Source organism: Mycobacterium sp. 852002-10029_SCH5224772 (genome assembly GCF_001667315.1).
In the GTDB taxonomy this organism is placed as follows: domain Bacteria; phylum Actinomycetota; class Actinomycetes; order Mycobacteriales; family Mycobacteriaceae; genus Mycobacterium.
In genome coordinates this window covers 122,339-133,717 of record NZ_LZHT01000003.1, presented here as the reverse complement: position 1 = coordinate 133,717, position 11,379 = coordinate 122,339, and the positions used below count along the sequence as shown (strand labels likewise).

The 11,379-nt window shown below is 70.7% G+C and carries 10 protein-coding genes and 1 pseudogene; 5 read left to right on the top strand and 6 right to left on the bottom strand.

Annotation, left to right across the window (positions count from 1 at the left end):
• A pseudogene (locus A5775_RS00630) lies at window positions 1-331 on the top strand (hypothetical protein); the annotation flags it as partial.
• Between the two features lie 6 nt (window positions 332-337).
• Here A5775_RS00630 and A5775_RS00625 read toward each other — a convergent pair.
• The 3 genes from A5775_RS00625 to A5775_RS00615 form a co-directional block, all read right to left on the bottom strand.
• The gene (locus tag A5775_RS00625; protein ID WP_067245666.1) at window positions 338-1,324 is read right to left on the bottom strand and encodes a VWA domain-containing protein; all 987 of its coding nucleotides are present in this window, start codon (window positions 1,322-1,324) and stop codon (window positions 338-340) included.
• A gap of 85 nt (window positions 1,325-1,409) precedes the next feature.
• Window positions 1,410-2,708, bottom strand: coding sequence for a primosomal protein (locus A5775_RS00620; RefSeq protein ID WP_067245662.1), 1,299 nt, complete (start codon window positions 2,706-2,708; stop codon window positions 1,410-1,412).
• A gap of 217 nt (window positions 2,709-2,925) precedes the next feature.
• Complete coding sequence (locus tag A5775_RS00615) at window positions 2,926-3,816, bottom strand: alkaline phosphatase family protein (RefSeq protein WP_197512277.1); 891 nt, start codon at window positions 3,814-3,816, stop codon at window positions 2,926-2,928.
• 92 nt (window positions 3,817-3,908) lie between these two features.
• Here A5775_RS00615 and upp point away from each other — a divergent pair, with 92 nt between their 5' ends.
• Window positions 3,909-4,613 carry a uracil phosphoribosyltransferase gene (upp, locus tag A5775_RS00610; RefSeq protein ID WP_067245659.1) on the top strand — a complete coding sequence of 235 codons (705 nt, stop codon included), beginning with the start codon at window positions 3,909-3,911 and terminating at the stop codon, window positions 4,611-4,613.
• On the opposite strand, the gene A5775_RS00605 is transcribed toward upp, so the two are convergent.
• Window positions 4,534-6,117, bottom strand: coding sequence for a phospho-sugar mutase (locus tag A5775_RS00605; protein ID WP_067245656.1), 1,584 nt, complete (start codon window positions 6,115-6,117; stop codon window positions 4,534-4,536). The two genes, upp and A5775_RS00605, sit on opposite strands and share 80 nt — an antisense overlap.
• 3 nt (window positions 6,118-6,120) lie before the next feature.
• On the bottom strand, window positions 6,121-6,936 hold the full coding sequence (locus A5775_RS00600; protein ID WP_067245653.1) for a purine-nucleoside phosphorylase: 816 nt from the start codon (window positions 6,934-6,936) through the stop codon (window positions 6,121-6,123).
• 499 nt (window positions 6,937-7,435) lie between these two features.
• On the opposite strand from A5775_RS00600, the gene A5775_RS00595 reads away from it, so the two are divergent.
• From A5775_RS00595 to A5775_RS00585, 3 genes are read left to right on the top strand one after another with little or no spacing between them, the layout of a single operon-like run.
• On the top strand, window positions 7,436-8,050 hold the full coding sequence (locus A5775_RS00595; RefSeq protein ID WP_197512281.1) for a cutinase family protein: 615 nt from the start codon (window positions 7,436-7,438) through the stop codon (window positions 8,048-8,050).
• Window positions 8,051-8,089: 39 nt separating this feature from the next.
• Window positions 8,090-9,292: a M20 family metallopeptidase gene (locus A5775_RS00590; protein WP_067245647.1), complete on the top strand. Its 1,203-nt coding sequence runs from the start codon at window positions 8,090-8,092 to the stop codon at window positions 9,290-9,292.
• Window positions 9,289-10,467 (top strand): M20 family metallopeptidase, encoded by a 1,179-nt coding sequence (locus A5775_RS00585; RefSeq protein ID WP_067245644.1) that lies wholly within the window; start codon window positions 9,289-9,291, stop codon window positions 10,465-10,467. Before A5775_RS00590 ends, A5775_RS00585 begins: the two co-directional genes overlap by 4 nt.
• Here the strand turns inward: A5775_RS00585 and A5775_RS00580 are convergent.
• Window positions 10,464-11,297 carry an alpha/beta hydrolase gene (locus tag A5775_RS00580; RefSeq protein ID WP_067245723.1) on the bottom strand — a complete coding sequence of 278 codons (834 nt, stop codon included), beginning with the start codon at window positions 11,295-11,297 and terminating at the stop codon, window positions 10,464-10,466. The two genes, A5775_RS00585 and A5775_RS00580, sit on opposite strands and share 4 nt — an antisense overlap.
• Window positions 11,298-11,379: the final 82 nt, after the last annotated feature.

The following is an 11,379-nucleotide window of genomic DNA, read 5'->3' as shown; positions in this document are numbered from 1 at the left end:
GATGGTGGCGCGCCTAGACAGGGGCCAGGGCGTGCCCATCTCGACGATCTCGTTCGGAACCAAGGGCGGTGAGATCGAGATGGACGGGCAGCGCGTCGCGGTCCCGGTGTCGACCGACCAGATGAAGACGATCGCCAGACTCTCCGGCGGGCAGCCCTACACCGCCACCAACCTCGGCGAGCTCGAAAAGAGCTACAACGCGATCGAGAACGAGATCGGTTACCGCACGGTGCCGGGCCCGGGCAGCGCCGGCTGGCTGCGCCTCGGGGTGCTGGCCGCACTGATCGCGACCGCGTTGGCGCTGTTGATCAATCGGCGCCTGCCGACCTAGCGCGTATCAGGCGGGCAGCCGGCGGTTCAGCAGCAGGCCGGCCAGCACGGCGCCGGCCATCACGACGGCACCGAGCAGCATCCAGGCCAGGCTGGCATCGCCCTTGACGGTTTCGTAGCCGATCTGGCGCTGCAGCGTCGTGTACACGTTCTCCAGCGAGTCCAGGCTGTCGGCGTGGAAGGCCTGGCCGTCGGTGATCTCGCCGATCTTCTGCAGGGTCTGATCGTCCACCGGAACCGGAATGGTGGCGCCCTCGTAGTCGACGGTGCCGTACGGGGTGCCGAACGAGATCGTCGAGATCTGCACGCCCTGGCCCTTGGCGGCCCGGGCCGCGGTGAACGCCCCCTGCGGGGCGTTGGGGTCCAGCGGCACGTTCTCGGCGCCGTCGGACTCCAGCACGATCCGCGCCGGCGGCGGGCCCTCGCCGCCACCCATCACCGAACCGACCGTCGCGATCGCCTGCAACGCGGTGAAGATGGCTTGGCCGGTGGCCGTGCTGTCGGCGAAGTCCAGCTTCTTCAGCGCGTCGAGGGTCGCCTGGTGTTGCGGGGTGGGTGGCACCAGCAAATACGGGGTGCCGGCGAAACCGACGAGCCCGAGATTGATGCCGGGCGTCAATTGGCTGGCGAACTGGCTGGCCGCCTGTTCGGCGGCCTTGAGCCGGTTGGGTTCGACGTCGGTCGCCCGCATCGACTGTGACATGTCGATGACGAGCATCACGACGGCGCGGTTGCGCGGGATGCGCATGTCGTGGGTGGGGGTGGCCAGCGCGATGGTCAGCAACGCCAGGCAGAGCAGCGACGCGGCGATCGGCAGGTGCCGCCACGGCGACTGCGCCACGGTGGCGTCGGTGTAGCGGTGCAGCCGCCGGTTGCGACGCGCCTGGACCACGACGTAGACGGCCAGCAGGGCCAGGGGCACCAATCCGAACAACAACATGCCCGGACGCTGAAACCCGTACAGCGGCAGCGGGCCGATTCCGGGAAGCGACACGTCACTCAACCTTCCCGTCTCCTGATGCTGCCGCCAGTAAAGAGGAGCCTCGGGGACCCGTCAAACCTACGGCGCCAGTCGCGCGCTATTCCCGGCGGAGCCGCCCCTCGACGAATTGCTCCAATTTCTCCCACTCGCGCACCGCCGCGGCGTAGGGCGGCGACGGCCTGGTGGCCGAGCCGGGCTCGAGCACGGCGGCCACCAATTTGCCCAGCGGCCGGTTGGTTTCGAGCGCCTTGTCGACCGCGGGATCCTCGGAGTAGTCGCCGATGTCGCGCAGCACCTCGACGGCCAGCTCCAGCTGCTCGCGGTCCACAGCGTCCGGCCCGTCGGCGAAGTCGTCGGCCAGACCGCTGAGCACGTAGATGTTGTCCTCGGTGACCTCGACCGCCAGCGAGCCGTCGGTGGCGGCGGTGCGGATGTCGTCGTAGGTGCTCAGATCGGACAGGTCGTGGTCGTGCTCATCGGCCAGGTAGCGGGCCAGCGCACGCTCGGACGGGAACACGCTGATCCGTCCGTTGCGGCCGAGGAAGATCGGCTCGTCATCGAAGTAGCAGCGCAGCGTGAAGAAGGTGCCCGAGCTCGTCATGATCCGGATCGGATCGATGCCCACCTGAAGCCAGAAGTCCTTGTCGCTGCCGAGTACCGCGCTGTCGCCGGCGGCCCGGGTTTCGGTGGCCTCAGCGGTGTCCTCGTCTTCGGCGGCGTCGTCCCCGGGTTCCTCGAGGGCGTCCTCCTCGATGGCGGCGTCTTCGGTGTCGTCTTCGTCGACTTCGTCTTCTTCGCGCTCTTCGGCCAGTTCGTCGGCGGCCTTGGCCGACAGCTTGGCGTCGACCTCGGGGGTGGTGGCGACGTCGTCGATCGCGCCGAGCACGTCGTCCCAGCTGCGCCCGATGACCTCGGCGATCGCATGCCAACGCTTGCCGCCGGCCCTACCGTTGAAGTGCTCGAGCCCGCCCGACACGGTGCCCAGGCTGGGGTTGCCGTTGAAGAACTTCGACACCGCCGCCAGCTCGCACACCGATCCGATGGACGACACGATGGCCAGCGTGCCCGCCAGCGCGGCCACCGAGTCCTCGGTGGGCTTCTCCGAAACCAGCTCCTCGACCGCCACCAGATCGAACTGCTTGCCCGCGGCGGGTTCGAAGTCGTGCGCGTGCGCCGACGTCAGTTCCTTCCACGCCGGGTGGTCGGTCAGGTCGTTGTCGGTGTCGGACCGCACGAACGCGACCAGGTCGGCGACGGACTCGAAGACGAACAGGTCCTCGTCCTTGCCCAGGAACGCCTCCCACTCGTCGCCGGAGTCGCGCCAGCGGGGCGCCCACACGGTGTAGCGGTCGCCGGCGGACAGGCTCAGGCGAATGGGCACGAGGTCAGCAGCCATGCGGCACAGAATAGCGACGACCGGCGAACGCCCTGTCGCGGCAGTGGTGATCGCGAGCGCGGCGGAGCCGGGTGAAGCGGGTCGCCACCATCGGAAGCAGTGGTGATCGCGAGCGCGGCGGAGCCGGGTGAAGCGGGTCGCCACCATCGGAAGCAGTGGTGATCGCGAGCGCGGCGGAGCCGGGTGAAGCGGGTCGCCACCATTCGAAGCAGTACCGCTAGCCCCAGATATCCGTGATGGGCGCGGCGTTGGCGGCGTAGCCCGTCTTGGGCAGCCCGTACATCTGCTCCACCGTGGAAAGCAGGTTGTAGTGGTTGATCTGCTCGCTGTAGTTGCCCGGGCGGACGTGGGCGCCGTAGAACACCGTGGGGATCTGGTTGCGGCTGCCGTTATCGTCCTCGTCGAACGTCAGGATCAGCAGGCTGTTGTTGGCCACCGCCCAATTGGCGTAGCCGGACAGCTGGCGGTTCAGCCAGGCGTCGGCCTGCGCGATCGAGCCGTCGTGCATGTTGTTGTCGTTGTTGGGGATGACGAACGACACGGTCGGCAGGCTGGCGTAGTTGCCCATCGGGAAGGCGGAGAAGGGTAGCGAGTTCGCCGCCGGCACGTTGGTGAAGTTGGTCCACGGCACATGCTTGCGCGCATACTTGCCCGCGGTGCACACCGGTGAGCCGACCGCCGGCAGGCCCTCGGCGAAGCCGACGAAGGTGTGGCCCGCGGCCAGCAATTCGGACCCGAGGTTGGGTGCGGCGCCGGCGTTGACCGGGCAGAGGTCCTTGGTCACCCCGAAGGTGTTGCCGGCGAACAGTGCCAGGTAATTCGGTTCGCTGGGGTGTGTTTCGGCGTACGACTGCGTCATGTTGGCGCCGTTCGCGGCCAGGGAGGTGATGAAGGGCGCCGACTTGTTGCCGATGATGCCGTTTTCGGAACGGTTTTCCTCCACCACGATCACGATGTGCGCCGGTTGCGGAATGGCCGCTGCCACAAGGCCAATGCGCGGGGTCAACGGACTTGCCGCCAGTGCGACCACGGCCAGTGCGCCGAGCGTCAGCAGAAGGCGATGCGCCCTACCGAGCAGCCTTCTCGGACTTTGAATTTCGCGCGACACCGGGGGAGTATACGAACGCGCGGAGGCCATGCCGGGGACGAGCGCAAGCGTGTCAGAAGGGCTTTGCGCGATCGTTATATACCCTTCATGGGATGGACGTGTGCGTGATCGACCACCCGTTGGCCGCGGCCCGGCTGACGGTGCTGCGTGACGAACGCACCGACAACGCCGGATTTCGGGCGGCGCTGCGCGAGCTCACGCTGATGCTGGTGTACGAGGCCAGCCGGGAGGCGCCGCGCACGTCCATCAGGATCCGCACCCCGGTGGCCGCGACGGCCGGGACGCGGCTGGTCAACGCGCCGCTGCTGGTTCCGGTTCTGCGGGCCGGGCTGGGGATGGTCGAGGCAGCACAGGCGGCGATACCCGAGTCGGAGGTGGGTTTCGTCGGGGTCGCCCGCGACGAGAAAACCCACCTGCCGGTCCCGTATCTCGAGGCGCTGCCCGACAAGCTTGCGCGCAGGCCGGTGCTGGTCCTCGACCCCATGCTGGCCACCGGCGGGTCGATGGCGCACACCATCGGCCTGCTGCAGCGGCGCGGCGCCACCGATATCACCGTGCTGTGCGTGGTGGCCGCGCCGGAAGGCCTTGCGGCCGTGCAGGAAGCGGCGCCCAGCGCGCGGGTGTTCACCGCCGCGGTCGACAAGGGTCTCAACAGGTCGGCCTATATCGTGCCGGGCCTCGGCGATGCCGGTGACCGCCAATTCGGGCCCAACCTGTTCACCAGCCCCGCACCGCAGCGACCAGCTCCGCGTGCAGGGCGGCGGCGCGCCGCCGCGAAGAATCCAGATCGTCGCTAGGCGCGCAGCGAATTTCCGTGTAGCACTTCAGTTTTGGCTCGGTGCCGGAGGGCCGTACCACCACCCTTACCGATGTGTCGTCGTCACCGCCGGTGAAGATCAGCGCGTCGGTGATGTCGATGAGTTTGGCGGGGAATCCGGCCAGCGTCGCCGGCGGGGCGGTGCGCAGCCGGCGCATCAGCCCGGCGGCCTGCGCCGGGTCGGCGACCCGGCGCGACACCGCGGCGGCGTCGTGCACCCCGTGGCGCCGGGCCAGCTCGTCGAGCAGGTCGATAACCGAACGGCCTTGGCGCAGCAGCGTGGCCACCAGGTCGCACGCCAGCACCGCGGCGCTGATGCCATCCTTGTCGCGCACGGCGGCCGGGTCGACGCAATGCCCGATCGCTTCCTCGTAGGCGTACACCAGGGTGCCGCCGGGGACCTCGGCGTCGGCGCGCGCCAGCCATTTGAAGCCGGTGAGGGTTTCGACGTGGACGGCGCCGCGGTGCGCAGCGATGGCCGACAGCATCCGCGACGACACCACCGTGCTGGCCACCACCGGTGTCTCGGCTTGCTGCGGCTGGGAAAGAATGTAATCGCCTAGCAGCCAACCGGTTTCGTCACCGGACAGCATCCGCCAGCCCGACGTGTCGAGAATGCCGACAGCGCATCGGTCGGCGTCGGGGTCCAGCGCGATCGCCACGTCGGCTCCCACATCCGCGGCCAGCGCCAGCAGCGCGTCGGCGGCTCCCGGCTCCTCGGGGTTGGGGAACGCGACGGTGGGGAAATCCGGGTCCGGCGCGAATTGCGCTGCGACGGTGTGGACTTGGGCGAACCCGGCGCGATGCAGCGTCTCCACGGCCACCGCGCCGCCCACCCCGTGCAGCGCGGTCAGGGCCACCCGCGCCGAGCCGGCGCCGCGGCGCAGCCCGGCCGCACGTTCGATGTAGCGCTCGACCAGATCAGTCTGCGCGGGCTCGACGGGGGCCCTCCCGATCTGGTCGGCCGGCGGTGCGTCGGCCATCGCGGCCTCGATCTCACGGTCGGTGGGGGAGACGAGCTGGATGCCGCCGTCGACGTACACCTTGTAACCGTTGTCGGCCGGCGGATTGTGCGACGCCGTGATCTGGATCCCGGCGAGTGCGCCGGTGTGCCGGACCGCGAACGCGACCACCGGAGTGGGTACCGGGCCTGGCAGCAGCAGCACCGAAAACCCTTGATCGGCAAGCACTTCGGCGGTCACCGTGGCGAATGCCGCCGAGCCGTGGCGGGCGTCGCGCCCCACGATCACCCGCGCCCCGGCCGGGGCGCGCCGCTTGAGCACCTGGGCCACCCCCCAGGAGGCCCGCGACACCACCGCGACGTTCATGGCGTCGGGACCGCCGCGCACCGGGCCGCGCAGGCCCGCGGTGCCGAACGTCAGGGGATGGGAAAAACGCGCGCCGAGTTCGTCGGGGTCGCACGCGGCGAGTTCGGCGGCCGTGGTCGGGTCGGGATCGTGGGCGATCCACTCCTCGGGCGTCATGGCCTAAAAACGGGGCAGCCGCTCGAGGATCAGGGCCAGCAGGGCGCCCATCCGGCTGGCGGACGCGGCACCGGCGGAGAGCACCTCGACGTGGCTCAGCGGTTGGCCGCCGATCCCGGCGGCCAGGTTGGTCACCAGCGACACCCCGAGCACCTCGGCGCCGGCCGCCCGCGCCGCGATGGTTTCGTGCACCGTCGACATGCCGACCAGGTCGGCGCCCAGCGTCCGCAGCATCCGGATTTCCGCGGGGGTCTCGTAGTGCGGGCCGGGTAGGCCGGCGTAGACGCCCTCGGTCAGCGTCGGGTCGGCCTGGCGGGCGAATTCGCGTAGCCGCGGGGAGTAGGCGTCGGTGAGGTCGACGAATTGCGGGCCTTCCAGCGGGGAGCGCGCGGTCAGGTTCAGGTGGTCACTGATCAACACGGATTCGCCGACGGCCATGTCCGGGCGCAGTCCGCCCGCCGCGTTGGTGAGCACGATCGCGCGCACGCCGGCTGCGCAGGCCGCCCGCACCGGATGCACGATGTGGCACAGGTCGTGGCCCTCGTAGGCGTGGAGGCGGCCGACCAGCACCAGCACCCGGTGTGCGCCGATGCGCATCGACAACAGCTCGCCGCTGTGCCCGATCGCCGTCGGCGGGGAGAACCCCGGCAGGTCGGCCTGGGGCAGCACGGCGGTGGGAGTGCCGAGCGCCGCGACCGCCGGCGACCATCCCGAGCCGAGGACGATGGCGACGTCATGTTCGGCGATTCCGGTGCGCTCGGCGATGTCCGCGGCGGCCCGGCGCGCGAGGTCGCCTGGGTCGGACGGGGTTTCGGCCACAGGGAGGAGCCTAGCCCGGCGACGGCGAGCGCCGGAACGGCGCGAGTGAGGAGGGCGGGCGATCGGGCTTAGCCCGGCGACGGCGAGCGCCGGAACGGCGCGAGTGAGGAGGGCGGGCGATCGGGCTTAGCCCGGCGACGGCGAGCGCCGGAACGGCGCGAGTGAGGAGGGCGGGCGATCGGGCTTAGCCCGGCGACGGCGAGCGCCGGAACGGCGCGAGTGAGGAGGGCGGGCGATCGGGCTTAGCCCGGCGACGGCGAGCGCCGGAACGGCGCGAGTGAGGAGGGCGGGCGATCGGGCTTAGCCCGGCGACGGCGAGCGCCGGAACGGCGCGAGTGAGGAGTCGGGCGATCGGGCTTAGCCCGGCGACGGCGAGGAGGGCGGGCAATCCAACCTGGCCGGGGAGTGGCGCCCGGCGGGATGTGCCAAGATTTGCCGTATGAATCTTCGTGGGTGGCCGGTAGTTGGCCCGGTCATTGGAATTGCGGTTGCTGTTGTGCTGTCAGTGGTTTCGGTCACATTTGGCCCGGCGCCCACGGCGGCGGCCGACTGCCCGGCCGTCCAACTCATCTTCGCCCGCGGCACCGCCGAGCCGCCCGGCCTGGGTATGATCGGCGACGCGCTGTTCGCCGCCCTGCAACCCGCCCTGGGGTCGCGCACGGTCGACTCCTACGCGGTGAACTATCCGGCCAGCTACAACTTCCTGACTACCGCCGACGCCGCCAACGACGCACGCGATCACATCGCGGAGATGGTCGACCAGTGCCCGTCGACGCGGCTGGTGCTCGGCGGCTTCTCGCAGGGCGCCGCCGCGGTCTCGATGCTCGCCGGGGTGCCGCCCGTCGGACAGCGCATCGGCAACTTCGGATCGGCGCCCGCGCTGGATCCCGGCCTGGCCAACAAGATCAGGGCCGTCGCGGTGTTCGGCAATCCCGGCAACCGATTCAACACACCCCTGTCGTCGACGGGCGCGTTCGCCGGCCGCGCCATCGACCTGTGCAGCGAGGGCGACCCCGTCTGCGTCGTCGGCGGTCGCGACCGCGACGCGCACCACGACTACTCCGCGCCGCCCTACCCCGGCCAGGCGGCGGACTTCATCGCCGGGCGGGTCTAGCCCTCAGGGCCTCAAGTCGCTGAGTGACATACTGCGAGAGTGCCCACCGCCCCGTCAGACAGCCCGTTGGACAGCGTCGAAGCTGTCGTGCGGGGGCGCGGCGCCGACCTCGTCGAGTTGTCTCACGCCATTCACGCCGAGCCTGAGTTGGCGTTCGCCGAGCACCGCAGCTGCGCCAAGGCGCAGGCACTGGTCGCCGAACGCGGCTTCGAGATCACCGCGGCCGCCGGCGGGCTGGACACCGCCTTTCGCGCCGACTTCGGCGGCGGCCCGCTGACCGTCGGGGTGTGCGCCGAATACGACGCGCTGCCCGAGATCGGGCACGCCTGCGGCCACAACATCATCGCGGCGTCGGCAGTGGGCACCGCGCTGGCGCTGGCCGAGGTGGCCGACGACCTGGGCTTGCGGGTGGCACTGCTGGGGACCCCCGCCGAGGAGGCCGGCGGCGGCAAGGCGCTGCTGCTGAAGGCCGGGGTGTTCGACGACATCGCCGCGGCGGTGATGTTGCATCCCGGGCCGGCCGACATCGCCGCCGCCCGCTCGCTGGCCCTGTCCGAAGCGATCGTGAACTACCGCGGCAAGGAATCACATGCCGCCGTCGCGCCGCACCTGGGCGTCAACGCCGTCGACGCCGTCACCGTCGCACAGGTGGCGATCGGGCTGCTGCGCCAGCAACTGGCGCCCGGGCAACTGGTGCACGGGATCGTCACCGACGGCGGACAGGCGGTCAACGTCATCCCTGGCCACGCGACGCTGCAGTACGCGATGCGGGCGGTCGAAGCGGATTCGCTACGGCAGCTGGAGGGCCGGATCTACGCATGTTTCGCCGCGGGCGCGCTGGCCACCGGCTGCGAATACGAAATCGGCAACCCGGCGCCCGCGTACGACGAACTCCACCCCGACCAATGGCTGGCCGACATCTTTCGCGAGGAGATGCGCCGGCTCGGACGCGAACCGGTGGCCCGCGAATTCGAAGCGGCGCTGCCCATGGGCAGCACCGACATGGGCAACGTGACCCAAGCGCTCCCGGGCATCCACCCGGTGATCGGGGTGGATGCCGGCGGGGCCACCGTTCACCAGCGCGCCTTCGCCGATGCCGCGGCCGGTCCCAGCGCCGACCGCGCGGTCGTCGAGGGCGCGATCATGTTGGCGCGCACGGTGGTTCACCTGGCTCAGACGCCCGCCGAACGCGACCGGGTGATGGCGGCGCAGGAGCGCAGACGCAGCGGGGCCCACGCATGAGCCTCGCCGACGCCGTCGAACCCTGGCTGGCCGCGCATCACGCAGATCTGGTGGAATGGCGCCGTCACCTCCACCGCTACCCCGAGTTGGGCCGGCAGGAGTACGCCACCACCCAGTTCGTCGCCGAGCGGTTGGCCGAAGCGGGGCTCAACCCGAAGGTGTTGCCCGGCGGCACCGGGCTGGTCTGCGACATCGGCCCCGAGCACGAGCCCCGGATCGCGCTGCGGGCCGACATGGACGCGCTGCCGATGGCCGAGCGCACCGGTGCCCCCTACGCGTCCACCATGCCGAACGTGGCGCATGCCTGCGGGCATGACGCGCACACCGCCATCCTGCTGGGCACCGCCCTGGTCCTGGCGTCGGTGCCCGAGCTGCCGGTCGGGGTGCGGCTGCTCTTCCAGGCCGCGGAAGAACTCATGCCCGGCGGGGCGATCGACGCCATCGCGGCCGGCGCGATCAGCGGGGTGTCGCGGATCTTCGCCCTGCACTGTGACCCCCGGCTGGAGGTCGGCAAGATCGCGGTCCGGCACGGCCCCATCACCTCGGCGGCCGACCAGATCGAGATCACGCTGTATTCGCCCGGCGGGCACACCTCGCGCCCGCACCTGACCGCCGATTTGGTGTACGGGCTCGGCACGCTGATCACCGGGCTGCCCGGGGTGCTGTCACGGCGCATCGACCCGCGCAACGGCACCGTGCTGGTGTGGGGCGCGGTCAACGCCGGGGTGGCGGCCAACGCCATCCCGCAGACCGGCGTGCTCGCCGGCACCGTGCGCACTGCGAGCCGGCAGACCTGGGTCGGGCTCGAGGAGATCATCCGCGAGACCGTGTCCGGGCTGCTGGCGCCGCTGGCCATCGAACACACGCTGCAATACCGGCGCGGCGTGCCGCCGGTGGTCAACGAGGACGTCTCGACGCGCATCCTCACCCACGCGATCGAAGCCGTCGGCCCCGAGGCGCTGGCCGACACCCGCCAGTCCGGCGGCGGCGAGGACTTCTCCTGGTACTTGGAGGAGATTCCCGGGGCGATGGCGCGGTTGGGGGTGTGGCCGGGTATGGGACCGCAGCTGGACCTGCACCAGCCGACGTTCAATCTCGACGAGCGCGCCCTGGCGATCGGGGTGCGGACGATGGTCAACATCGTGGAACAGTCGGCGCTGTTCGACCGGCTTTAGCGGGTGTCGCTGCGGTTCGTGGCGCGCACGATGTGTTGGGCGATATGGGCGTACGTTCGGCGCGTGACGTCGCCGGCCTGGCTCATGATGTTGTATCCGTGGTCGACGCCGGCCACCTCGTAGTACTCCGCCAACGCGCCTGCAGCGTCCAGCTTTTCGGCGTACCTGCGGGCCTCGTCGCGGAGTCGATCGTGTTCGGCCGTCACGACCAGTGCCGGCGCGATGCCGGCGATGTCGTCGGCATTGTCGCCCCAGGCGGGAGAGGCCAACCGGTCGCGCCGCTGCGCCGAGTCAGGTATGTAGGCGGTGTCGAAGACCTCGCCCATCCACGGCTTCATGATCGCCCGGCGGCCCAGCGCCGACGGCTTGTCACTGGTGGGCGTCACGAGGTCTAGCGGCGCATAGTGCAGCACTTGCAGCGCGATGTGCGGGCCGCCGTTCTCCAGCGCGAGCCGGGCCGCAGCGGCGGACAGGTTGCCGCCCGCACTTTGGCCGCCGACGCACAGCCGCGCACCGTCCCAGTCGCGGTGCGGGCCGGCCGCCCAGCACACCACGTCGTAGATCTGGTGTACCGCGGCGGGAAAGCGGTGACGCGGCGCCAGGACGTAGTCGGGGTTGATCACCACCACACCCGCGTGGGCGGCCAGGTATCGGCACCACGGGTCGTCCTGCTCGGGGTGGCCGACCACGAACCCGCCGCCGTGCACGTTGACGTAGACGGGCGGGTTCGGCGTGTCCGCCGACGGGCGATACACGGTCGCGCGGACGGGGCCGAGCCGGGTGGGCACGTCGACCTCAGAGGTTCGGCTCCGAAACTCCGGGAAGCGCACGGCGGCCTTGGGGGCCGGGTTGACCGCGGCGGCGAACGCACGCGCCAGTGCGTCGGCGACCACCGGTACGGACAGGATTGAC

Excerpts from the sequence above, each read along its gene's own strand:
- A5775_RS00585 (WP_067245644.1), top strand. The coding sequence starts at position 9,289 with ATGAGCCTCGCCGACGCCGTCGAACCCTGGCTGGCCGCGCATCACGCA.
- A5775_RS00620 (WP_067245662.1), bottom strand. The coding sequence starts at position 2,708 with ATGGCTGCTGACCTCGTGCCCATTCGCCTGAGCCTGTCCGCCGGCGAC.
- A5775_RS00605 (WP_067245656.1), bottom strand. The coding sequence starts at position 6,117 with ATGACGCCCGAGGAGTGGATCGCCCACGATCCCGACCCGACCACGGCC.
- upp (WP_067245659.1), top strand. The coding sequence starts at position 3,909 with ATGGACGTGTGCGTGATCGACCACCCGTTGGCCGCGGCCCGGCTGACG.